This window comes from Micromonospora sp. NPDC049282, assembly GCF_043197045.1.
Taxonomy (GTDB): domain Bacteria; phylum Actinomycetota; class Actinomycetes; order Mycobacteriales; family Micromonosporaceae; genus Micromonospora.
The window spans coordinates 9,077-31,621 of sequence record NZ_JBICSL010000016.1 but is presented as its reverse complement, the minus strand read 5'-3'; the positions used below and the strand labels follow the sequence as shown (position 1 = coordinate 31,621).

23 protein-coding genes and 1 pseudogene are annotated in these 22,545 nt (G+C 74.9%); 7 read left to right on the top strand and 17 right to left on the bottom strand.

From position 1 onward, the window contains the following. Positions 1-22: 22 nt before the first annotated feature. Positions 23-634 (bottom strand): helix-turn-helix transcriptional regulator, encoded by a 612-nt coding sequence (locus tag ACGFI2_RS23635; RefSeq protein ID WP_393520737.1) that lies wholly within the window; start codon positions 632-634, stop codon positions 23-25. A 323-nt stretch (positions 635-957) separates the two neighbouring features. Here ACGFI2_RS23635 and ACGFI2_RS23630 point away from each other — a divergent pair, with 323 nt between their 5' ends. Beyond that, positions 958-1,266, top strand: a complete 309-nt coding sequence (locus tag ACGFI2_RS23630; RefSeq protein ID WP_393520735.1) for an NADPH-dependent FMN reductase — start codon at positions 958-960, stop codon at positions 1,264-1,266. Here the strand turns inward: ACGFI2_RS23630 and hemB are convergent. The 5 genes from hemB to ACGFI2_RS23605 are packed head-to-tail and all read right to left on the bottom strand — an operon-like array spanning position 1,260 to position 6,939. Then, positions 1,260-2,243, bottom strand: coding sequence for a porphobilinogen synthase (gene hemB / locus ACGFI2_RS23625; protein ID WP_393520733.1), 984 nt, complete (start codon positions 2,241-2,243; stop codon positions 1,260-1,262). The genes ACGFI2_RS23630 and hemB overlap by 7 nt on opposite strands. Before the next feature lie 13 nt (positions 2,244-2,256). Then, entirely contained in the window at positions 2,257-3,837 is a 1,581-nt protein-coding gene (locus ACGFI2_RS23620) for a uroporphyrinogen-III synthase (protein ID WP_393520731.1), read from the bottom strand. After that, complete coding sequence (hemC, locus tag ACGFI2_RS23615) at positions 3,834-4,802, bottom strand: hydroxymethylbilane synthase (RefSeq protein WP_393520729.1); 969 nt, start codon at positions 4,800-4,802, stop codon at positions 3,834-3,836. Before hemC ends, ACGFI2_RS23620 begins: the two co-directional genes overlap by 4 nt. Further along, a complete protein-coding gene (locus ACGFI2_RS23610) occupies positions 4,799-6,172 on the bottom strand; it encodes a glutamyl-tRNA reductase (protein WP_393520727.1) in 1,374 nt (457 codons plus the stop codon). The genes hemC and ACGFI2_RS23610 overlap by 4 nt, the downstream gene beginning before the upstream one ends. Further along, positions 6,169-6,939 carry a redox-sensing transcriptional repressor Rex gene (locus ACGFI2_RS23605; protein WP_393520725.1) on the bottom strand — a complete coding sequence of 257 codons (771 nt, stop codon included), beginning with the start codon at positions 6,937-6,939 and terminating at the stop codon, positions 6,169-6,171. Before ACGFI2_RS23605 ends, ACGFI2_RS23610 begins: the two co-directional genes overlap by 4 nt. 391 nt (positions 6,940-7,330) lie before the next feature. On the opposite strand from ACGFI2_RS23605, the gene ACGFI2_RS23600 reads away from it, so the two are divergent. Then, on the top strand, positions 7,331-8,620 hold the full coding sequence (locus tag ACGFI2_RS23600; RefSeq protein WP_393520723.1) for a sensor histidine kinase: 1,290 nt from the start codon (positions 7,331-7,333) through the stop codon (positions 8,618-8,620). An 83-nt stretch (positions 8,621-8,703) separates the two neighbouring features. Then, positions 8,704-9,360 carry a response regulator gene (locus ACGFI2_RS23595; RefSeq protein WP_393520897.1) on the top strand — a complete coding sequence of 219 codons (657 nt, stop codon included), beginning with the start codon at positions 8,704-8,706 and terminating at the stop codon, positions 9,358-9,360. A gap of 9 nt (positions 9,361-9,369) precedes the next feature. On the opposite strand, the gene ACGFI2_RS23590 is transcribed toward ACGFI2_RS23595, so the two are convergent. From ACGFI2_RS23590 to ACGFI2_RS23580, 3 genes are read right to left on the bottom strand one after another with little or no spacing between them, the layout of a single operon-like run. Then, on the bottom strand, positions 9,370-10,020 hold the full coding sequence (locus ACGFI2_RS23590) for an HAD family hydrolase (protein ID WP_393520721.1): 651 nt from the start codon (positions 10,018-10,020) through the stop codon (positions 9,370-9,372). A 13-nt stretch (positions 10,021-10,033) separates the two neighbouring features. Beyond that, positions 10,034-10,288: a glutaredoxin family protein gene (locus ACGFI2_RS23585; protein WP_091065377.1), complete on the bottom strand. Its 255-nt coding sequence runs from the start codon at positions 10,286-10,288 to the stop codon at positions 10,034-10,036. Then, on the bottom strand, positions 10,278-10,592 hold the full coding sequence (locus ACGFI2_RS23580) for a hypothetical protein (protein WP_393520718.1): 315 nt from the start codon (positions 10,590-10,592) through the stop codon (positions 10,278-10,280). The genes ACGFI2_RS23585 and ACGFI2_RS23580 overlap by 11 nt, the downstream gene beginning before the upstream one ends. Positions 10,593-11,140: 548 nt before the next feature. Here ACGFI2_RS23580 and ACGFI2_RS23575 point away from each other — a divergent pair. The 3 genes from ACGFI2_RS23575 to ACGFI2_RS23565 all read left to right on the top strand — a co-directional run bounded on the left by ACGFI2_RS23575 (position 11,141) and on the right by ACGFI2_RS23565 (position 14,224). Further along, entirely contained in the window at positions 11,141-12,112 is a 972-nt protein-coding gene (locus tag ACGFI2_RS23575; protein WP_393520716.1) for an ECF subfamily RNA polymerase sigma factor, BldN family, read from the top strand. Between the two features lie 292 nt (positions 12,113-12,404). Next, on the top strand, positions 12,405-13,247 hold the full coding sequence (locus ACGFI2_RS23570) for a DUF5667 domain-containing protein (RefSeq protein WP_393520714.1): 843 nt from the start codon (positions 12,405-12,407) through the stop codon (positions 13,245-13,247). Positions 13,248-13,291: 44 nt separating this feature from the next. Continuing rightward, positions 13,292-14,224 carry an HAD family hydrolase gene (locus tag ACGFI2_RS23565; protein ID WP_393520712.1) on the top strand — a complete coding sequence of 311 codons (933 nt, stop codon included), beginning with the start codon at positions 13,292-13,294 and terminating at the stop codon, positions 14,222-14,224. A gap of 33 nt (positions 14,225-14,257) precedes the next feature. Here ACGFI2_RS23565 and ACGFI2_RS23560 read toward each other — a convergent pair whose 3' ends face one another. The 8 genes from ACGFI2_RS23560 to ACGFI2_RS23525 all read right to left on the bottom strand — a co-directional run bounded on the left by ACGFI2_RS23560 (position 14,258) and on the right by ACGFI2_RS23525 (position 22,175). After that, complete coding sequence (locus tag ACGFI2_RS23560) at positions 14,258-15,115, bottom strand: lysophospholipid acyltransferase family protein (RefSeq protein ID WP_393520895.1); 858 nt, start codon at positions 15,113-15,115, stop codon at positions 14,258-14,260. Positions 15,116-15,426: 311 nt separating this feature from the next. Continuing rightward, complete coding sequence (locus tag ACGFI2_RS23555; protein ID WP_393520710.1) at positions 15,427-16,500, bottom strand: NAD-dependent epimerase/dehydratase family protein; 1,074 nt, start codon at positions 16,498-16,500, stop codon at positions 15,427-15,429. Positions 16,501-16,619: 119 nt separating this feature from the next. Further along, positions 16,620-16,721 carry a 30S ribosomal protein bS22 gene (locus ACGFI2_RS23550; protein ID WP_007465623.1) on the bottom strand — a complete coding sequence of 34 codons (102 nt, stop codon included), beginning with the start codon at positions 16,719-16,721 and terminating at the stop codon, positions 16,620-16,622. Positions 16,722-16,941: 220 nt separating this feature from the next. After that, positions 16,942-17,151 carry a helix-turn-helix domain-containing protein gene (locus ACGFI2_RS23545; protein WP_013288759.1) on the bottom strand — a complete coding sequence of 70 codons (210 nt, stop codon included), beginning with the start codon at positions 17,149-17,151 and terminating at the stop codon, positions 16,942-16,944. 215 nt (positions 17,152-17,366) lie between these two features. Then, positions 17,367-18,551, bottom strand: a complete 1,185-nt coding sequence (locus ACGFI2_RS23540; RefSeq protein ID WP_393520708.1) for an ABC transporter permease — start codon at positions 18,549-18,551, stop codon at positions 17,367-17,369. Then, the gene (locus ACGFI2_RS23535) at positions 18,548-19,402 is read right to left on the bottom strand and encodes an ABC transporter ATP-binding protein (RefSeq protein WP_393520706.1); all 855 of its coding nucleotides are present in this window, start codon (positions 19,400-19,402) and stop codon (positions 18,548-18,550) included. Before ACGFI2_RS23535 ends, ACGFI2_RS23540 begins: the two co-directional genes overlap by 4 nt. Beyond that, positions 19,399-20,796 carry an efflux RND transporter periplasmic adaptor subunit gene (locus tag ACGFI2_RS23530; RefSeq protein ID WP_393520704.1) on the bottom strand — a complete coding sequence of 466 codons (1,398 nt, stop codon included), beginning with the start codon at positions 20,794-20,796 and terminating at the stop codon, positions 19,399-19,401. Before ACGFI2_RS23530 ends, ACGFI2_RS23535 begins: the two co-directional genes overlap by 4 nt. A 62-nt stretch (positions 20,797-20,858) precedes the next feature. Continuing rightward, complete coding sequence (locus tag ACGFI2_RS23525) at positions 20,859-22,175, bottom strand: hypothetical protein (protein ID WP_393520702.1); 1,317 nt, start codon at positions 22,173-22,175, stop codon at positions 20,859-20,861. Between the two features lie 106 nt (positions 22,176-22,281). Here ACGFI2_RS23525 and ACGFI2_RS23520 point away from each other — a divergent pair. After that, a pseudogene (locus tag ACGFI2_RS23520) lies at positions 22,282-22,545 on the top strand (hypothetical protein); the annotation flags it as partial.

The following is a 22,545-nucleotide window of genomic DNA, read 5'->3' as shown; positions in this document are numbered from 1 at the left end:
GCCCAGCGGCCCGTCGCTCCGCTCACCAGCGGATCGGCGGGCCGCCGCGGTATCCGCAGCGCTGCGGATCCTTCGGTGGTGGCACGTTGCGGTACTTGGCCACCCGGACCTCCCACTGGCTACGCCGCCGCAGCGCGTCCCGCACGGCCCGGTCCCGGTAGAACGTCTCCGGCGGCCGGGCCAGCCCGTAGATGTCGGCCCACCACTCCCCCGGCTGCGGGTCGGTGATGACGTCGAGGTGGGACGGGTATCGCCGCTCCGCGCCGTCACGCAGGTCGGCCCGGTCACGCATCGGCTTGAGCACCGTGCCGGACTCGTCGACGACGACGAGCCGGAAACCGGCCACGCCGACGATCCGGGACAGCATGGCGAGGCTGGGCGCCAGGGCGCCGGCCTCGATCCGCCCGACCGTGGTCGGGTGCACCCGGGCGAACCGGGCCAGTTCCCGTTGGCTGGCGTCGGCGCGGCGGCGGACCGCGCGGACGATCCCGGCGGCCGGGAAGGGAACGTCGAAGGGCTCGGTGAGCAGCGCGGGCCGCTCGTCGTCCTCGGGCCCGGTGGCGCCGCCGGGTGGGGCGGCCCGGCCGGGCGTGCTGGTCGCGTCGATCGCCGCGTCGTCGGTGGGGCCGGTCATCCCGTCACCCTTGCGCTTCCCGGTCCGGCCGCCAACCCCACCCGCCCCGGCTGTGGAAAACCCGGCGTACGGCGGTTCGCCCGCTCCCGCCGAACCGCCATGCGCTCCCCAGGGAGTCACGGAGCGTGAGATTCACGGTGGGTGACGCCTTGGTGGGCGTGTGCAGCGCACTTCGGGTACGCATAGACCGCCCAACGGGCAAATGTGTCCCGTCGGGCCGGGCTGCCCGGCTATCCGCCAGCGCCTTTGCTCTGCAGCCACGGAAGCAGCGGTGACTGATCGTGTCTGCTGCGCCGATGGCTGCAGAGCAAAGGCGGCGGGAGGTGAGGGCTGCGGAGCACGCCAATATCACGCTCCGCTACGAAGCCAAGCCGGTCGGGTTCGTCTCGTACGGCGCCGGCTCGGGTGGGCTCCGCGCGGTCGAGCAGCTCCGGCTGGTCTTCGCCGAACTGCACGCCACCACCACCCGCACCGGCGTGGTGCTCACCGCGCCGTGGGAACGCCTCGACCAGCACGGCCGGCTGGTCGACGACGGCCCGCTGGGGCGGGCCGCCGACGCGACGCTCGACGAGCTGAGCTGGTGGGGCGAGGCGCTGCGGGCCGCCCGCCGGCACCGGCCTTACGGTCAGTAGCGCTCGCGGAGCATCTGGGCCGCCTCGACCGCCCAGTAGGTGAGGATGATCTGCGCGCCCGCCCGGCGGATCGAGGTGAGCGTCTCCAGCATCGTCCGCTCCCGGTCGATCCAACCGTTCGCGGCGGCGGCCTCGACCATCGCGTACTCGCCGGAGACCTGGTAGGCGGCGACCGGGACGTCGACCGCGGCCCGGACCGCCGACACCACGTCGAGGTAGGGCAGCGCCGGCTTGACCATCACCATGTCGGCGCCCTCGGCGACGTCCAGCTCGACCTCGCGCAGCGACTCCCGCAGGTTCGCCGGGTCCTGCTGGTAGGCACGCCGGTCGCCGTCCAGCGCCGACTCCACCGCGTCGCGGAACGGGCCGAAGAACGCGGAGGCGTACTTGGCGGCGTACGCGAGCACCGCGACGTCCTGGTGCCCGGCGGCGTCCAGCGCTCTGCGGACCACGCCGACCTGGCCGTCCATCATCCCGGACGGCCCGACCACGTGGACCCCGGCGTCGGCCTGGGCGACCGCCATCTCGGCGTACGCGGCGAGCGTGGCGTCGTTGTCCACGCCGCCGTCGGGGGTGAGCAGGCCGCAGTGCCCGTGCGAGGTGAACTCGTCCAGGCAGAGGTCGCTCATCACCACGGTCGCGTCACCGACCTCGGCGATCACGTCCCGGATGGCCACGTTGAGGATGCCGGCCGGGTCGAGGCCGCCGGAGCCGATCTCGTCCCGGGTGGCCGGCACCCCGAACAGCATGATCCCGCCGACCCCGGCCTGGACCGCCTCGACGGCCGCCTTGCGCAGCGAGTCCCGGGAGTGCTGGAGCACCCCCGGCAGCGACGCGACGGCCCGCGGCTCGGTCAGCCCCTCCTTGACGAACATCGGCACGACCAGCTCGGCCGGCGCGACGCGGGTCTCGGAGACCAGCCGCCGCACGGCCGCGTTGCGGCGCAGCCGGCGGGGCCGGATCTCGGGGTACGGCATGAGGAGCCTCCTGTCAGCGGAACCTCAGGGCGGTCGGGCCCTGCACCTTCGAGCCGCGGCGCTGCTTCGCCGGCATGGCGGCGAGCTTCTCGCGCAGCTCGACGGCGTAGGCGGCGAGCGCCTCCACCAGGTCGGACACCGAGGCGTGCGGCGGCTGCACGTCGACCCGCAGGCCGAACTCCGTCGCGGTCTCCGCCGTCTTGGGCCCGATGACGGCAACAACGGTACGCGCGTGCGGCTTCCCGGCGATGCCGACCAGATTCCGGACGGTGGAGGACGAGGTGAACAGCACCGCGTCGAACCCGCCCGACTTGATCGCGTCGCGGATCTCGGCCGGCGGCGGCGCCGCCCGCACGGTCCGGTACGCGGTCACGTCGTCGACCTCCCAGCCGCGCTCGGTGAGGCCGGCGGCCAGCGTCTCGGTGGCGATGTCGGCGCGGGGCAGCAGCACCCGGCCGACCGGGTCGAGGATCTCGTCGTGCGGCGAGAACTCGGCCAGCAGGCCATCCGAGGACTGCTCCCCGGCCGGGACCAGCTCCGGCTGGATGCCGAACGCGCGGACCGCGTCCGCGGTCGCCTCGCCGATACACGCGATCTTGACGCCACCGAAGTGCCGGGCGTCCAGGCCGTGCTCGGCGAACTTCTCCCAGACCGCCCGGACCGCGTTCACCGAGGTGAAGATCACCCAGGCGTACCGGCCGTCGACCAGACCCTTGACCGCCCGCTCCATCTGGGCCGGGGTGCGCGGCGGCTCGACCGCGATGGTCGGCACCTCGCACGGGATCGCTCCGTACGCGCGCAGCCGCGCGCTCATCACGCCGGCCTGCTCCTTGGTGCGGGGCACCAGCACCTTCCAGCCGTACAGCGGGCGGTTCTCCCACCAGCTCAGCTTGTCGCGGTCGGTGACGCCGGCGCCGACGGTGAGCACGACGCGGCCGGTGAAGCCGAGCGCCGCCGCGACGAAGGAGTCCACGCTCGACGTGGTGGTGTACTGCGTCTCGCCGGTGCCGTCGCCGGTCACCCCGACCGCGGTGGCGCCGTCGACCCCGGCGGCCAGCAGCCCGTCCCGCACGGCGGCCAGGTCACCGGCGTCCACCGCGAGCGCCAGCGAGCCCCGGCCCACGGCCGCGGCGAGCGCGTCGAAGTCCAGCGTGGCGACGTCCTCGACGTCGGCGGCGGTGCGTACGCCCGGCAGCGGGACGCCCGCGTAGGTGGCGACGCCCTCGGCCTGGCCGACGCCCGGCACCACCTCGAAGTGCGCGGCGGTGCGCGCCACCGCCTGCACCTCCTTGACCACCGAGTCGTGGCCGAACGGGTCACCGGAGACCAGGTGCACGGCGTTCTGGCCGGAGCGGGCCGCGGAGATCAGCACCTTCGCCACGTCCCCCGGCACGCCCTCGGCGGGGCTGAACTCGGCGTCGGACCTGGCCTGGGCGCGGACGTGGGTGAGCAGCGACTCGGGGACTCCCCGGTCGTACACCACATGGTCGGCCTCGACCAGGGCGTCGAGCGCCCGGCGGGTCAGCAGGCCCGGGTCGCCGGGGCCGGCCCCGACGAAAGCGATCCGGCCTACGGGCTTACGGGTGCGGGTCATTCTGTGCTCCCAAGTTGCTGGGTCCCCGGGCCGGCGTGTCCTTCTGGGCCGAGGATCGAGTCGGCGCCGAGTTCGAGGAGTTCGGCGGCGAGTGCCTTGCCGATCTCCGCCGCGTCGGCGGGCGTTCCGGTGCGGGACAGTCGGAGGTCACGGGAACCGTCCGGGCTGATCACCGCACCGCGCAGGTAGATCTCCTCACCGGTCTCACCCTCGGCGAGTTCGCCGTAGGCGGCCACGGGTGCGCTGCACCCGGCCTCCAGGGTGGCCAGCAGCGCCCGTTCCGCGGTGACCGCGGCGCGGGACGGCGCGTGATCGAGCCGCGCGAGCAGCTCGACCAGGTCGTGGTCGTCGGCCCGGCACTCGACGGCCAGCGCGCCCTGGGCGGGCGCGGGCAGCATGAGCATCGGGTCGAGCGTCTCGGTGATGACGTCGGCGCGACCGATCCGGGTGAGCCCGGCCCGGGCCAGCACGACGGCGTCGAGGTCGGCGTCCGGGCCGAGCACCCGGCCGAGCCGGGTGTCGATGTTGCCCCGGATCGGGCTCACCTCGAACTGCATGCCCAGCGCGTTCAGCTGGGCGATCCGGCGCAGCGCGCCGGTGCCGATCCGCGCGCCGGGCGGCAGCTCGGCGAGCGTACGGCCGCCGGTGGCGACCAGCGCGTCCCGCGGGTCCTGCCGGGGCGGCACGGCCGGGATGTGCAGGCCGGACGCCGCCGCGGTGGGCAGGTCCTTGTACGAGTGGACGGCGAAGTCGATCTCACCAGCGTTCAACGCGTCGCGCAGCGCGGAGACGAAGACACCGACGCCGAGCCGCTGCACCGGGGCGGTGGAGCGGTCCCCGGCGGTCACCACCTCGACCAGCTCGACCGGGCGGCCGGTGGCCGCGGTCAGGGCCTCGGCGACGTGGCCGGACTGGGCCAGCGCCAGGACGCTGCCCCGGGTGCCGAGGCGCAGGGGGGCGGTCATCGCGCACCTCCGGTGGTCGGGACGTCGGCGGCGTCGAACGACGGCCGGCCGTCGGTGTCGGTGGCGACCACGTCGGGGACGGTGTCGACCGGGGACGTCTGCGGCACTTCCAGGTCGAACAGCTCGCGCAGCAGGGCCGCGTACTGGTCGCCGCCGGGCTCGGCGGCGAGCTGGCGGACCCGTACGGTCGGCTGGTGCAGCAGCCGCTGCACGACCCGGTGCACGGTGCGGGCCACCTCGGCGCGCTGGTCGTCGCTGAGGTCGGGACGGCGCTGCCCGAGGCGGCGCAGCTCGGCGGTCACCACGTCGTCGGCCCGGCCGCGCAGGGCGGCCACGGTCGGCGCCACGTCGGCCCCGCGCAGCCAGTTCAGGAATGCCTCGACCTCACCGGCGACGATCCGGCCGACCTCGGCGGCGTCGGCCGCGGCCGGCCCGTCGGCGAGGACGGCGGCCATCCGGTCGATGTCGATCACCTCGACGCCGGGCAGCTCGGCGACGCCTGCCTCGACGTCGCGCGGGACGGCCAGGTCGAGCAGGACCAGCGGGCCCCGGTCGGCGTCCCGGTGGGCCAGCGCCCGGGTCACCACCTCACGGGTGAGCACGGCCTCGGAGGCGGCGGTGGCGGCGACCACGACGTCCACCGCGGAGAGCGCCTCGACCAGGTCGGCCATCGGCACGGCGGTCGCGCCGTACGACTCGGCGAGCCGGACGGCGCGGGCGGCGCCCCGGTTGGTGACGGTGAGCGGGCCGGCGCCCAGCCGGGACAGGGTGGCCACGCCCAGCGAGCCCATCGCCCCGGCGCCGACCACCATGGCGGGTCGTCCGGCCAGGTCGCCGTGGAGCAGGTCGGCGGCAAGGTCGAGCGCGGCGGTGACCACGCTCTGCCCGGCCCGGTCGATGTCGGTCTCGGCGTGGGCGCGCTTGCCGACCCGCAGCGCCTGCTGCATCAGCTCGTGCAGCAGCCGGCCGGCGGAGTCCGCGCCGCCGGCCGAGTGGTAGGCGTCACGCAGCTGGCCGAGGATCTGCGCCTCGCCGACCACCATGGAGTCCAGCCCGGCGGCGACCCGGAAGACGTGGTCCACGGCGGCGGCGTCGTAGTGCACGTAGAGGTGCGGGGCGAGCGCCGACGGCGGGCAGTCGGCCTGCTCGGCCAGGACCGCGCAGATGTCACCGAGCCCACCGTGGAACCCGGACACGGCGGCGTAGACCTCCACCCGGTTGCAGGTGGAGACGAGGACGGCCTCGGCGACGTACGGCTGGGCGACGAGCCGGTCCAGCGTGCGGGTGAGGTCCGCGGGCGGGACGGCCAGTCGCTCCAGGGCGGCGACCGGGGCGGTGCGGTAGGACGCGCCGACGACGAGCAGTTTCACGTGCCGATCGCCTCCTGGGTATCGGGGGTCGCGAGCCCGCCGGGCAGGGCGGTGAGAGCGGACCCGCCGGTGGCGGGCAGCGCGGTCAGTGACGCCTTGCGGTGCTCGTGGAAGGACAGGATCTGCAGCTCGATCGCGAGGTCGACCTTGCGCACGTCGACCCCGTCCGGAACCGAGAGTACGCACGGCGCGAAGTTGAGGATGCTCGTCACGCCGACGGCGACGAGTTGGTCGGCGACCGCCTGGGCGGCCGGCGCCGGGGTGGCGATCACGCCTATCGAGATCGACTCCTCGGCGGCCACCCGGGGCAGCTCGTCGACGTGCCGGACGACCAGCCCGTTGATCTCCTCGCCCACCCGGGACCGGTCGGCGTCGAGGAGCGCGGCGATCCGAAAGCCGCGGCTGGCGAAGCCGTCGTAGCCGGCCAGGGCGTGACCGAGATTACCCACGCCGACCAGCGCGACGGCCCGGCACTGGGTGAGCCCGAGCACCGACTCGATCTGGTCGATCAGCAGCGCGACGTCGTAGCCGACGCCCCGGGTGCCGTACGAGCCGAGGTGGGAGAGGTCCTTGCGGAGCTTCGCGGAGTTGACCCCGACGGCGCTGGCCAGGCCCTCGCTGGACACGGTCTCGTGACCGGCGTCGGCGAGCGCGTGCAGCGCGCGCAGGTATTCCGGGAGCCGGGACACGGTCGCCTCGGGCAGGTCCGGAAGCGCCGGTACGGCACCGGTGCGGCCGGGCGCGCCAGAAGGACGGTGCTGACTCATGAGACTCCGTGCGGTGCGATCCTCGACCGGCGACGGGGGCCGGCCGTTTCGGGACTCCCGCTGGCGACCGATGTTGCCGGCTGTGCTAGCAGGGCGCGTCGGAACTACAGAGTAGGCGCTTGTGAACAGGTGCACAAATCGCGATCTTGATGATTCGCGACGCGGCTCCACCTGCCCCTCCATTCCTACAAGATCGATCAACCGCGCTTCCTCGGCGGTGCGTGGCGATTATTGCTCAATCCAGACTTCTCTGACCAATCGCGCGCGGCCGGTAGCGCTCCGTGATCGGCGCGGCGAGGCGCGGCTCACGTGGCGGAGTAGGGAGAACCCCACCCGGGAGAGGCCGGCGCGCGGGATGGGCCGGGCCGATCCGCGCCCATAGCCTCGACTCATGACCGCCGTACCCGCCAGCTTCTCGCCCCTCCGGGGCCTCCTCCGCCGACTCGCCCACGACTCCGGCTACGTGCTCTTCAGCCTCCCGCTGGCGGTGATCGGCTTCGTGCTCGCCGTGGCGGGGATCTCACTCACCGCCGGGTTGCTGGTCACCACGCTCGGCCTGCCGGTCCTCGCCGGCGTGCTGTACGCCGCCCGAGGGCTGGCCGACCTGGAACGGCTCCGGCTCCCCGGCGTGCTCGGCCGGCCCCGGGTCCGCCCGGTCTACCTGACGCCCCAGCGTGGCGCCCGGTTCTGGCGGCGGGTGTTCACCCCGATGCGCGACCCGCAGTCCTGGCTCGACCTGCTGCACGCGTTCATCCGGCTCGTGGTGGCGTTGCCCACGTTCGTGCTGATGCTGGTGTGGTGGGCGCTGGCGCTGGCCGGCCCGCTCTACGGCGCGTACGACGCCGCCATCCCGCGCGGACCGGACGACCAGGACCTGAGCCAGCTCCTCGGGATGGGCGACGGGACCGGCGCGCGGATCGCGCTGAACACCGCGATCGGGCTGTTCGCCCTGCTCACCCTCCCCCTGATGGCCCGCGCTCTGGCCCGGATCCAGGCCGCCGTGGCGTACTCCCTGCTCACCGGCGTGGCCGAGATGCGGCAACGGATCACCACGCTGGAGGAGCAGAAGCGGGCCGCCGCCTCCGCCGAGGCGTCCGCGTTGCGCCGGCTGGAGCGCGACATCCACGACGGGCCGCAGCAACGCCTGGTCCGACTCGCCATGGACCTGGGGCGGGCCCGCCAGCAGCTCGCCGCCGACCCGGAGGCGGCCCGGCGCACCCTGGACGAGGCGGTCGCACAGACCCGGGAGACGCTCGACGAGCTGCGCGCCCTCTCCCGGGGCATCGCGCCGCCGATCCTGGTCGACCGAGGGCTGCCCAGCGCGCTCGCCGCGCTCGCCGCCCGGGCCCTGGCGCCGACCGAGCTGGTGGTCGACGACGAACTGGGCCGGGCCGGCGGCCGGCTCGACCCGGGCCTGGAGAGCACCGCCTACTTCGTGGTCGCCGAGGCGCTGACCAACGTGGCCAAGCACAGCCGGGCCAGCGCCTGCCGGGTGGAGGTGGCCCGGAAGGTGGGCCGGCTGGAGATCACCGTCGGCGACGACGGAATCGGCGGCGCGCACCTGGCCAAGGGGCACGGGCTCAGCGGCATCGCCGACCGGGTCCGGGCGGTCGGCGGCACGCTGGAGGTGACCAGCCCGGCTGGCGGGCCGACCCGGATCCACGCCGAGGTGCCCTGGTGACGACGGCCGGCGACGAACCCGCCGGCGTTCCGGACCCGCCGGGGACCACGCGGTGGGACCCGGACGTGATAGACACCGGACCCATGCGGGTGGTGATCGCGGACGACGCCGTACTGCTCCGGGAGGGGCTGATCCGGCTGCTGACCGAGTCCGGGCACGAGGTGGTGGCGGCCGTCGGCGACGGGGACGCCCTGGTCGAGGCGGTGGTCGCGCACCGGCCGGACATCTCGGTGGTGGACGTCCGGATGCCGCCGTCGCACACCGACGAGGGGCTGCGCGCGGCGGTGGAGGCCCGCCGCCGGGTGCCGGGCACGCCGATCCTGGTGTTGTCCCAGTACGTCGAGGTGTCGTACGCCGACGATCTGCTGGACACCGCGGGCGGCGCCGGTGGCGGCATCGGCTACCTGCTCAAGGACCGGGTGGCCGCCATCGACGAGTTCCTGGACGGGCTGGCCCGGGTCGCCGGCGGCGGCACGGTCCTCGACCCGGAGGTGATCAGCCAGTTGCTGGTGCGGCGGCGGCGCGACGACCCGCTGGCGGCGCTGACCCCGCGCGAGCGGGAGGTGCTGGCGCTGATGGCCGAGGGCCGGTCCAACACCGCCATCGCCCGCACCCTCGTGGTGAGCGACGGCGCGGTCGAGAAGCACGTGCGCAACATCTTCACCAAGCTCGACCTGCCCCCGGACGCCACCACCCACCACCGCCGGGTGCTGGCCGTCCTGGCCCACCTCCGCGCCTGACGGATCGGCTCAGCGCAGGGCGCGGGCCAGGGTCACCGCCTCGGTCAGGGTGTCGGCCACCGGGTGGCCGCTGGCCCGCAGCCGGGTCGGGTCGGAGAGCCCGCCGGTGTAGAGCACGGCGGCGCCACCGACCGAGGTGGCCGCGTCCGCGTCGTCAAGCGAGTCGCCGATCAGCACCACGTCGGAGCCGTCGAGCCCCAGCTCGGCCAGGTGCTTCTCCAGCCACTCCGCCTTCGGGCCGCCGCCGACCGCGGCGCGCAGCCCGTCCACCCGGCGGAAGTGCGCGGTCAAGCCGTAGGTGTGCACGGTGGGCACCAGCTCGTCGTGGAACCACATGGACAGCAGCGACTGGCTGCCCGGCCAGGCGGCGATCGCGGCGGTGGCGTCGGCGGCCAGGGCGCAACTGGTCAGCCCGGCCCGGTACGCGTCGTGAAAGATCCGGTCGAGCGCGCCGAACGCCTCGGCGTCGACCGCCCGGCCGAGCATCTCGGCGTAGTAGTCGGCGATCGGCCGGCGGAACCGCACCCGGTGCTCGTCGGTGCTGACCGCCGGACCGCCGGCGCTGGCGAACGCCACGTTGGTGGCCCGGACCACCAGGTCCAGGTCGTCGAGCAGGGTTCCGTTCCAGTCCCACACCAGGTGGCGCCGTGTCCTCGTCACCCGAGCACCATAGCTAGAGCTGGGGGGTGGTCAGGTCCCGCAACAGCCGGTCCTCCTCGACCCGCCAGTAGCCGTGCTCCTTGCCGTCGAGCAGCACCACCGGCAGCCGGTCGCCGTAGTCGCGCTCCAGCTCGACGTCGCCGGTCACGTCCTTCTCCACCCAGCGGTCCCCGGTCACCGCCACCACCCGGTCGAGCGCCGCCTTCGCGTCGTCGCAGAGGTGACAGCCGGGCCGGGTGATCAGGATGAGCCGCGGGTCACTGGACATCGGGTACCTCCGTGCGGATCTCGGTCGACGGCGACGGCACCACGGGCGCCGGGCGCAGCTCGGTCCTGCGTACCTTCCCGATCGCCGAGTACGGCAGGGCGTCGACGAACTCGACGGCGGTCGGGCACTTGAACCGGGCCAGGTTACGCGCGCAGTGGGCGAGCGGTTCGTCCGCCGACGCCCCGGCGGCCCGCACCACGTACGCCCGGACAGTCTCGCCGGTCCGCGGGTGCGGCACCTCCAGGACGGCCGACTCGGCCACCCCGGGGTGCGCCCGGAGAGGGCTGTCGGCGGCGTCCTGCACGGTGGCTGAGTCTGGCACAGCCGGGTCCGCCGGACCATGCCCCGCCGACCGGCCGGGGTCCACCGCACGGGACCGCAATTGATATAACGTGGGATTCCCGAGAGTGGGATCCGGATCTTCACCGGCCGGCGGACGAGCCACCGAACCGGTCCGCCCGGATCACCGCCGCGACACGCCGAGCGGAAAGAAAATCCGCCCCGACCTGGACTTCCATTCGCAACCAGGTTCCGGCGCGAAAGTCAACCACACGCGACGGACAACGGGTCCGCCGGTAGTGCCACCGCACGGGAAATACTTCCGCTCTGTGTAACGGACTTGCCACGCGCGGGTGACGTTGGGCCTATCATCACTCGGGTCGGCTCACCCCATTTGCCGTGAGTCGACACCCCTCAGCCCGAGGAGGCCCCCGTGCCCGTGAGCGCATTGGACCAGCACCTCAAGGGGATCTGCCGCCCGCCGGCACGTCCCGGACCGGCCGTGCCCGACCGGGTCGTACCCGGCCCCGCGGCGCCGGCGCGGTCGCTGTCCACCTGGATCGGGGAGGCACGGTGACCACCTTCGGTTACGCGGACCGGCCGGCCGGACTGACCGGCCCGACCCAGCGGAACCCGCTCAACGAGCGCGTCGACCCGGCCCCACGCGTCGACGGCCTGCTCACGGCACGCAGCGAGGCGGCCCGGCGGACGCGCAGCCGCACGCACCACAGCAACGAGGCGCCCCTGCGCCCGGCGCTGCCCGGCAACAACGCGAAACCGGCCGGCGGACGGCTCGGCGCCCCGCCCCGCCCCGGCCCACCGACCCAGGTCCGGCGGGGCGAGGCGGCGACCAGCGCCGAGCCGTCCGCCGCCGAGACCGCGGTGCTGCCGGCGGTGACCGCCGGCGACACCGCGGTGCTTCCGGCCGTGCCGGCCGACACCACGGCCACCGGCTTCCCGAGCCGCCCCGACCCGTCCGACCCGGCCACCGAGGTCTGGGGGCTCGTCGAACGGGCGCAGGCCGGCGAGGCCGAGGCGTTCGGCCTGATCTACGACCGGTACGTCGACACCGTCTTCCGGTTCGTCTACTTCCGGGTCGGCAACCGGCAGCTCGCCGAGGACCTCACCTCCGACACCTTCCTGCGGGCGCTCAAGCGGATCGGCAGCTTCACCTGGCAGGGTCGCGACCTGGGCGCCTGGCTGGTCACCATCGCCCGCAACCTGGTCGCCGACCACTTCAAGTCCGGCCGCTACCGGCTGGAGGTGACCACCGGCGACGTCCTCGACGCCGACCGGGAGGACCGCGGGCCGGAAGGCAGCCCGGAGGCGGCGGTGGTCGAGCACATCACCAACGTCGCCCTGCTCACCGCCGTGAAGCAGCTCAACCCGGAGCAGCAGGAGTGCATCGTGCTCCGGTTCCTGCAGGGTTTCTCGGTGGCGGAGACGGCCCGTTCCATGGGCAAGAACGAGGGCGCCATCAAGGCCCTGCAGTACCGGGCGGTCCGGGCCCTGGCCCGCCTGCTGCCCGACGGCTTCCACGGCTGACCCGTCCCGTCCCGTCCGCACCACCGGCGCACGCGCCGGTGGTCGGCGTGTGTCCGACACCCTCGGCGGCATCCGACTACACCCGGCTATTTCGCCGCCGATCGGGCCGTAACCGGCGACCGGCGCGAACCGTTTCTCCGGGTGCGACCAGTGGTTGTCCCGGCGTCCCCCGGGCCACCCGGTCCGGCGGGTCAGGTCGGCCGTCCCGGTCGGCCCTCGGCCACACGCTGCCACAGGTCGCTGGTGACGATGACGGCCGCCCGGCCGTGACCAGCGGAAGGGGGTGCCCGCGGTGGACAGCGACCTCTTCTCCGGTCGGCGAGCCGAGCGCTTCGCGCAACTCCTCGACGAGGCCAACGGCGGACGCCGACACCACGTCCGGTCCCGGGCCGACGGCGAGCTCACCGCGCTCGTCGAGGTGGGCCGGCGGCTCACCGTCGAACGGCCCACCGTCGACGTCGACCCCGAGTTCCGCGTCGGCCTGCGGGCGATGCTCGTGGCCACCGTCGAGCGTGAGGGCGTCACCGCCGGCGCCGGCATCCGCGCCGCGTTGCTGCCCGCCATCACCGGCCGGCGGGCCCGGGCCCGGGGCGCGATCCTGGTCGGCGTGGCCGCCGGCGCCATTGCGCTCTCCGGCATCTCCGCCGCCAGCGAGAACGCGCTGCCCGGTGACGCGCTGTACGGCATGAAGCGTTCCACCGAACGCGCCCAGCTCGCGCTGGCCAACTCGGACATCAGCCGTGGTCAGCTCTTCCTCGACTTCGCCCGGACCCGGCTCGACGAGGCCGCCTCGGTCCGCCACGACCGGCTCGGCTTCAGCGCCGTCCTGGACGACATGGACGCGGACACCCGCCAGGGCGTACGCCTGCTCACCACGGTGGCCGCGCAGCGTTCCGACCCGACCGCGCTGGACGCCGTGGACACCTTCCTCGCCGGCCAGCGCCGGGTGGTCAGCGGCCTGCTCGACCGGCCCGACCACGCCGACCGGGACCGCACCCGCCGCTCGCTGGCGCTGCTCGACGCGGCCGGCCGGCGCGCCGACGCGCTGCGCGAGGCGATCGCCTGCGGGCTGCCCGCGCCGGCGGCGAGCGACACGCTCGGACCCGCGCCGAGCACCTGCCCCGGCGACCGCTGAGCCCGCGGCCACACTTCTCCCGCCGGACACCCGACCGTCACGGCGTGCCGGATACGCTCGACGCGGAGCGCGTACGCGGTCGTCGAGGGAGGGAGGTCGCCGTGGCCGAGTCCCGCAGGGTGACGGTCAGCACCGACCTCCACGGGCACACCGCCGGCTGGGCGGAGACCCCGGCGGCGCCCGCGACCAGGGTCACGCCCGACCCGACCGCCGCCGCCTTCTTCGACGTGGACAACACGATGATGCAGGGCGCGTCGATCTACTGGTTCGCCCGCGGGCTGGCCGCCCGCAACTACTTCACCGCCGGTGACCTGGCCCGGTTCGCCTGGCAGCAGGCCCGGTTCCGGCTGCTCGCCACCGAGCACGTGGGCACCATGTCGCAGGCGAAGGAGGCCGCGCTCGCCTTCGTGCAGGGCTGGCGGATCGACGACGTGGAGCGCCTCACCGAGGAGATCTTCGACGAGCTGATGGCGCCGCGCATCTGGGCCGGCACCCGCCGGCTGGCCCAGCGTCACCTCGACGCGGGCGAGCGGGTCTGGCTGGTCAGCGCCGCCCCGGTGGAGATCGGCCGGGTGATCGCGGCCCGGCTCGGCCTGACCGGCGCGATCGGCACGGTGGCCGAGGTGGTCGACGGCGCCTACACCGGCCGGCTGGTCGGCGACCTGATGCACGGGCCGGCGAAGGCCGAGGCGGTCACCCAGCTCGCCGCGGTGGAGGGGCTGGACCTGGCCCGGTGCGCGGCGTACAGCGACTCCGTCAACGACCTGCCGATGCTGTCCGCCGTGGGCCGCGCGGTCGCGGTCAATCCCGATCCGGCGCTGCTGCGGCGGGCCCGGGAGCGGGGTTGGGACGTCCGTGACTTCCGCACCGGTCGCCGGGCCGCACGCATCGCGGTGCCCTCGACCGCCGCCGTCGGCCTGCTCGCCGGCGCGGTCACCGCCGGCCTGGCGCTGCACCGCCGTCGCCAGCGCGCCTGAGCGGGCCCCGCCGGACGGCCCGGGCCGCGCCGGTCAGGGGCCGAACGGGTCGGGTCGGCGTTCGAGCAGCTTGTGCAGCGTCTGCTGGATGGTCTCCCGCACCTGGTCGGCGAGGTTGAACACGACAAGCGGGTCGTCCGCCGAGTCACGCAGGTGCGCGGTCGGGATCGGCGGGCAGAACTCGATCAACCACTTGCTCGGCAACGGCACCATGCCCAGCGGACCCAGCCAGGGGAACGTCGGCGTCACCGGGAAGTAGGGCAGCTTGAGCAGCCGGGCGAGCGGCTTGATGTCGGCGAGCATCGGATAGATCTCCTCGCCACCGACGATCGCCACCGGCACGATCGGCGTGCCGGTGCGCAGCGCGGCGGAGACGAAGCCGCCCCGGCCGAACCGCTGAAGTTTGTAGCGGTCGGAGTAGAGCTTGCCGACGCCCTTGAAGCCCTCCGGGAACACGCCGACCAGCTCGCCGTTGCCGAGCAGACGTTCCGCGTCCGGGTTGCAGGCGACCGTGCCGCCGGTCTTGCGGGCCAGCTCGGAGACCACCGGCATCCGGAAGACCAGATCGGCGCCGAGCAGTCGCAGGTAGCGGTGGGCCGGGTGCCGGTCGTGCAGCGCGGTGGAGAGGATCAGCGCGTCCAGCGCCACGGTGCCGGAGTGGTTGCCGACCACCAGGCCGGCGCCCTCGGCCGGCACGTGCTCCATGCCGCCGACCTCGGTGCGGAACCAGTCCTGGTAGAGCAGCCGGACCAGCGGGTGGAAGACGGCGTCGGTGAGGTCGGGGTCGAAGCCGAACTCGTCCACCTCGTAGTCACCGGCGAGCCGGCGCCGCAGGAAGGCGAGCCCCTGCGCGACGCGGCGGTCCCAGTGGTCCCCCGGCCGGTCGGTCACCGCCGGCCCGGGCGGCGCCGCCTTCTTCGCGACCGCCTTCTTGGCGACCGCCTTCTTGGCGACCGCCTTCTTGGCGACCGCCTTCTTCGCGACCGCCTTCTTCGCGACGGCCTTCGGGGCGTGCTCGTCGGCTGCCGGCTTCGTCGCGGCGGGCTCGTCGGCGGCGGCGCCCGGTTCGTCGGCCGGTGCCGCCGGGCGGGCGGCCGGCGCGGTGACCGGCCGGTGTCCGTTGCGCGGCGCCGGCTCCGCGTCCGGCCCGGGCCCGGCCGGGGGTACGCCGAACCGCGCCACACGGCGCTCCGGCGAGGTGCTCACGAGCGCTCCCGGACGGTCGAACGGACCTGGCGGATGCTCTCCAGCACCAGTTGCTCGGCGGCGGCGAGCTGATCCCGGGTCACCACCACCCCGCCGTGGTGGGCGCGGACGAAGTCGTCGAAGGCGGCGGCGGTCGAGCGGGGGGTGAACCCGAACTCGCGCTCCAGCCGGGTGGTGTCCACCACCCGACCGTGCACGAAGAGGTCGACCTGGTCCAAGCCGTACCGGCCGAAACCCAGGGTGCGGGCGATCGCGGCCACCCCGGCCAGGCCCGGCTCCAGCACCGGCACGGCCACCCGGCCGGCCCGGCGGATGGCCTGCGACAGCGACAGTACGCCCGGCCCGGCCACGTTGTAGGTCCCCGGGTGTTCCTCGGCGACCGCGCGGTGCAGCACCGTCAGCGCGTCGTCGATGTGCAGGAACTGCAGGCGCGGGTCGCGGCCGAAGATGGTCGGCACCAGCGGTTGCGAGAAGTAGCGGGTGAGCGTGGTGTCGGCGGTGTAGCCGAGGAACGGCGCGAAGCGCAGCACGGTCGCGGTGACGTCGGGGCGGCGGCGGCGGAAACCGCGGACGTATCCCTCGATGTCGAGGATGTCGCGGCCGAACCCGCCCCGCGGCACCTCGCGGGGCTCGGTCTCCTCGGTGAAGACGGCCGGGTCGCGGAACGACACCCCGTACGCGGCGGTCGACGAGCGGACCACGAGCCGGCGCAGCCGGGGCGCGCGCTGGCAGGCGGCGAGCAGCTGCATGGTGCCGATGACGTTCTGTTCCTTCATCGCCGCCCGGCCGCCGTGCTGCGGGTCGGGGGCGGTGACCAGTGCCAGGTGCACCACGGCGTCGACGTCGAGGTCGATCAGGAGGCCGCCGAGCGAGTCCAGGTCGAGACGGACCAGCTCGACGTCGGAGAGCAGGTCGGCCAACTCGGGGTTGGGTGGGGCCGTGTCGATCCCGATGACGCGTTCGATGCCCGGGTCGGCGGCGAGCCGGGCGGCGACGTTGGCGCCGAGGAACCGGCCGACCCCGGTGACGACGACGACCCCCGGGGCACCGGAGGTGCCACCGGGGGTCATGTCGTGCGCCTTGCGCGGCAGGCAGGATCGAGCCGGGACGTCCGCGGCCTGATCACCTGAGCCTCCGAGGGTCGACAGTTGGCAAGTGGTGCCGGTGCCGGGTCAGCGCCCGGCCCCGGTCACTTGCCGAGACGGCGACGCTGGACGCGGGTCTTGCGCAGCAGCTTGCGGTGCTTCTTCTTAGCCATGCGCTTGCGGCGCTTCTTGACCACCGAGCCCATACGACAGCCTTTCGATGCAACGTGCGGGGCGGACCGGCAGGCACCACCGCACGGTGGCACCGTGCCCGCTTGCGGACAACGGACCGGACCAGCGAGGTGGGCAGGGCACACCAGGGTGCGATCTCGGTCGGGCTCCAGGGTAACCGGAGTGCGTCAGCAGGACCAACGCGCCCCCGTCGATGCCCCTTTTCGTCGCACTCGGCGGAGCACGACCGAGAGGTCAGGCGGACTCCTGGAAGGCGCCTCGGAGGTATTCGTGCACGGCATGCTCGGGCACCCGGAACGAGCGACCGACCCGCACCGCGGTCAGCTCACCGCTGTGCACGAGACGGTAGACCGTCATCTTGGAGACCCGCATGACCGTCGCCACCTCGGCGACGGTCAGGAACCTGACATCCGACAGCCGTGCGTCGGACTGCGACCCGGCCATGGCTCACCGACCCATTCCCGTGCCCGGCGCGTGCCACCGGGCAGGTGCTTCCGCCTCGACGAGCGACGCGCGTGTAACCAGTACGGTAGCGGGACGGTTGTGACCTGCGCGATCCCTTCCCACCTTTGATCATGGCGAGGCAGCCGCTCACTCCGCGTCCACCAGGGCTTTTTCGCCCGGACGGGTGGCTCGTCCCGTTCCCGCGACCGGTACGCCTACTCGGCGCGCAACGCCACCACCGGATCGAGCCGCCCGGCCCGCTGCGCCGGCACCACCCCGAACACGATGCCGACCGCCGCCGACACCCCGAAGGCGAGCGCCAGCGACCACCAGGTGATCGCGGCCGGGATCGGCGAGAACGCGTCCACCAGCAGCGCGGTGCCCACGCCGAGCGCCATCCCGGTCAGGCCACCGATCGAGGTGAGCAGCACCGCCTCCAGCAGGAACTGCACCCCGATGTCCCGGGGCCGGGCGCCGACCGCCTTGCGCAGACCGATCTCGCGGGTCCGTTCGCGCACCGAGACCAGCATGATGTTGGAGACGCCGACGCCGCCGACCAGCAGCGAGATGCCGGCGATGGCGGCCAGCACGCCGGTGAGCACGCCCAGGATGTCGCCGAGCACGCCGAGGATCTGCTGCTGGGTCACGGCGCTGAACTCGGTGTCCGGGTGCCGGCGGGACAGCTCCGCCACGATCCGCTCGCCGAGCTGGTCGATCCGCTCCCGGTCGGGCGCCTTGACCGCGATGCCGTCGATCCGCTGCGTGCCCCACAGCCGCTGCGCGGCGGTCACCGGGATGTGCACCTCGTCGTCCCGGTCCACGCCGAGGCTCTGCCCCAGCGGGGCGAAGACCCCGATCACCCGGAACCGCACGCCGGCCAGCGTGACCTGCTGGCCGAGCGGATCCCGGTCGGGGAAGAGCGCCCGGGCCACCGAGGCGCCGAGCACCGCCACCCGGCGGCTGGTGTCCACGTCGGCCCCGGTCAGGTAGCGGCCCCGCTGAAGCGACCGGGTGAACACCGACGGGGTGGTCTCCAGCACGCCCTGCACGGTGGTGAAGTCGGACCGGTTGCCGGCCCGCGCCGTCGCGCCGGACGCCACCGTCACGGCCACCCGACCGGGATCGCCGACCACCCGGGAGACGGCGTCGACGTCCTTGAGGTCCAGCGGGGACACCACCGGCGCGGTGCCCACCTCGATCTTCCCCGGCACCACCAGGAGCAGGTTCGAGCCGAGCCCCTCGACCTGCCGCTCCACCTGCTGCTTGGTGCCGGTGCCGATGGCCACCAGGATGACCACCGAGGCGACCCCGATGATCACGCCGAGCATGGTCAGCAGGCTGCGCATCCGGTTGGCCCGCAGTGCGTCGAGCGCCACCCGCCAGGCCTCGGCCACCCTCATCCGGCGCCCCCGGCGGCGTGCGGAAGGCGTCCGGTGGCTCCGGTGGCGCCACCGGAGCCACCGGACGGGTGCCCCGGGCCGCTTCCGGACGCGGACCGGGGCTCCGCGCTGGGAGCGGCGTCCAGTGTCGCAGGTCCGCCGGCGCGGTCCGACCCCGGTCGATCATGAAGGGTGTCGGACCTGATCAACCCGTCCCGGACCGCGATCCGCCGACGTGCGCGGGCCGCCACCTCCTGGTCGTGCGTCACCATCACCAACGCCACCCCGGACTCGGCGTTCAGCCGTTCCAGCAGCTCCAGCACCGCCTCGCCGGTCACGCTGTCCAGGTTGCCGGTGGGCTCGTCGGCGAGCAGCACCGCCGGTTCGGTGACCAGTGCCCGGGCGATCGCCACCCGCTGCTGCTCCCCACCGGAGAGCTGGTTGGGCCGGTGGTGCAGGCGGTGCTCCAGCCCGACCCGGCCGAGCATCGCCGCCGCCCGCTCCCGCCGCTGCCGCGCCCCGACGCCCCGGTAGACCAGCGGCAGCGCGACGTTGTCCACGGCGGACGTCCGGGCCAGCAGGTGGAACGCCTGGAAGACGAAGCCGATGGTCTCGTTGCGCAACGTCGCCAGCTCCGGGGCGGTCAGCGAGGCCACGTCCCGGCCGCCGATCACCAGCCGGCCGCCGCTGGGCCGGTCCAGCCCGCCGAGCAGGTGCATCAGCGTGGACTTGCCCGAACCGGAGGGGCCGATCACCGCCACGTACTCGCCCTGGTCGATGGTGAGCGACACCCCGCGCAGCGCGGACACCGACACCCCGTCCAACTCGTACGTGCGGGATACGTCGACCGCCTCGATCGCGGCGACGGTCACGGCAGTTCCTGGCCGTCGCGGACCCGGTCGGCGCCGCGCACCACGACCCGGTCGCCGGCCCGTACCCCGTCGACGATCTGCACCAGGTCCTGCCCCTGCACGCCGACCGTCACCGGCACCCGGTCCGCCCGGCCGTCGCGCAGCACCCAGACCGCGTCCCGCCCGTCGGCGGAGAAGACCGCCGAGGCCGGCACGGCCACCGCGTCGGCCGCCTCCCGCACCCGGAGCCGGACCACGGCGTTCATGCCGGGGCGGGGCGCCGGGGCGGCCTCCGCCTCGCCGAGCCGGCCCGCGCCCAGGTCGAGCCGGACCCGGTAGGTGACCCCGCCCCGGGCCGAACTGGTGGGCAGCACGTCGACCGAGCGCACGGTCGCGTCGTACGTCGCGCCGGTCACCGCGTCCAGCTCCACCGAGGCGGGCACCCCGGCGCGGACCAGCAGCACGTCGGTCTCGTCCACCTCGGCGAGCAGGCCGAGCCGGCCGGTGTCCACCACGGTGAGCACCGGCGTGCCGGCGGTGACCCGGCCACCGGCCGGCACGGCGTCGTCGACCCCGGCCGGCGGTCCGCCCGAGCCGGTCCCGCCCAACGCCGACGGGTCGAGGCCGGGCGGCACCCCGCCGCCGGCCGCGCCGAACAGCCCGGCCAGGTCGGTCGACGCCGCCGCCCGGGTGCCGCCCGGCTGCACCACGCCGGCGATCGGGGCGCGCAGCGTCAACGCGTCGACCGTCGCCTTCGCCAGGTCGTACGCCTGCTGGGCCTGGAGGCGCTGCGCCGCCGACAGCGCGCCGACGGCGCTGTTCAGGCCGGCCACGCCGCGCTGCACGGCGGTGACCGCGCGGTCGGCGGCGCGGGCGGCCGACGCGTACTGCCGCTGCGCCGACTCGACCTGGAGCAGCAACGCGGCGCGTGCCTGCGGGTCGCCGACCTTGCCGGCGGCGGCCCGGGCGGCGGCGAACGCCTCGTCGGCGGCCCGGTCGGTGCCGCGACGGTTGCCGCCCAGGTCGCCGACGCCCACGCCGCGACCGGCCCGCTTCGCCGCGCGCAGCGCGTCGCGCGCCTGTGCCAGGCGGTCCCGCGCGGACGGTGAGTCGATCACCGCGAGCACCTGCCCCTTCGCGACCCGCTGTCCGGGTTGGACGCGCAGGCCGGCCAGGGTGCCGTCGGCGGGGGCGGTGAGGGTCGCCGCGGCCCGCGCGGTCACCGTGGCCGGCGCGTCGACGACCTCGGTGACCGGTGCGCGGCCGACCGGGGCGACGGTGACCGCCGGGGCGTCGTCGCCGCAGCTGGCGGCCGTGGTGCCGGTCAGCGCGACGGCGGCGAGGAGGGCGGTGAGCAGGCGGGGCCGCGTGGCTGCGCGCAGCCGCGGCGAGGGAGTGCGGGCCACCCGGCCCATGCTACGACCCGTCGACCGGCGTCGACGCCGTCGGCGTCCACGCCGCCCGGGTCACGGGTCGCTCAGCCGACGGCCGACCGGACGTAGGCGACGCAGTCGTCGTGCAGCATCGACCACGGGTCGCCGAACACCTCGTCGGCGGCCTCGGCCGGGGACCGGCGCTGGTGCACCACGGCCCGGAAGAAGTCCAGCACCCGCTGCTCGCCGTACCGGTCGACCAGGTGCCGCACCGCCAGGTAGCCGACGCCGTAGGCGCCACCGACCCGGTCGTCGGTGGCGTCGTCGGCCGGGGCCACCGTGTCGAGCCGGCCGGCCCAGTCGCCGCGGACCAGCTTGCGCACCTCGGCCAGCCCCTCGTAGCGGTCCACCGGCTGGCCGTCGGTGCCGGCGTACTCGGCCAGCCCCTCCACCAGCCACCAGTCCGCGTGGTCCGCGTAGCCCTGGTCGGGCAACGAGGCGGCGTGGGTCAGCTCGTGCCGGAGCAGGTCGTCGACGCTGCCCGGGGCGAGGCTCTGCGCGTTGAGCACGACGTCGTGGCGTCCACCGCCGACACCGACCGCGTACCCCGCGGTCCACTTCGGCCGGCCACCGCCGTACCAGCGTTGCCACTCGGCCCTGCCGGCGTAGTAGACCAGATACCGGTCCGGCGGCGGGCCGACCGCGTACCGGTCGGCGACCCGGGCGGCGGCCTCGGCCTGGGCGAGCAGGCCGGGCAGCTTGGCCCGCTGGGCCGGCGTGGTGGCCACCAGCGCACGCTTCCCGACCGCCACGGTCAGGTCGTTCACCGCCCAGGGGCGTACCCCGGTCGGGTCGGTCCGGGACGGCTCGACCGCGAGCAGCCGCGGCTGCTCCCCGACCAGCCGCCACCGGGTGCCCAGCCCGGTCGTGCTCGGCGCGCAACCCGGCACCACGAAGCAGTAGCCCACCGTCACGGTCAGCCGCCACTCCCCGGGCCGCCCGTCGACGGCCACCGGCACACCGTCGGCGGCGGGCCGCCACACGGTGACCCGGAGCGCCCGCAGCGCCGCGTACCGCTTGGTCAGCGCCGGCCGGGCGGCCGGCTCCGCGACCGCGAGGAAGGCGGTGCGGTCGCCGCCGAGCAGCGCGGCGGCCTGCCGGTCGAGCTGCCCGACCATCCGCTCGGCGAGCTGCCGCTCGGCGGCCGTCCCCCGTTCGGCCGAGCCCGCCGCCGGCCGCCCGGCCGCGTCCGGCGCCAGCCCTCGCAGGAGTACGCCGGGCACCGCGCCCGCCACCAGGCCGAGCGCGAGCCCGAGCGCGGTCCAGAGCGGCCACCGCCGCTTCCGTGCCGGCCCAACGGGTACGGACAACTCCGGCACCGGGGCGACGGCCGCCGGTGGGAACGCGTGAGCCACGGTCACGCTCGATCCCGGCGCGCTCGGAGCCGGCGCGCTCGGAGCCGGCGCGCTCGGAGCCGGCGCGCTCGATGCCGGGGTGGGGTCGGCTGGGCCGCTGAGGAAGGAGGGCGTGCCCGTTTCGAGAGCGTCGGACGGGGTCACCTCGGGACCGTCGGCAGGGTCGGGCTCAGGAACAGCCGCGATCGGCTCGGGCGCGGGGCGCAGCTCGGGCACGACCAGGCGCGGCGGGGGCGCGGGGGCGACCGGCGCGGGCACGCTCGGCTCCGACACGGCCGCAACCGGCGCGGGCACGCTCGGCTCCGACACGGCCGCAACCGGCGCGGGCACGCTCGGCTCCGACACGGCCGCAACCGGCGCGGGCACGCTCGGCTCC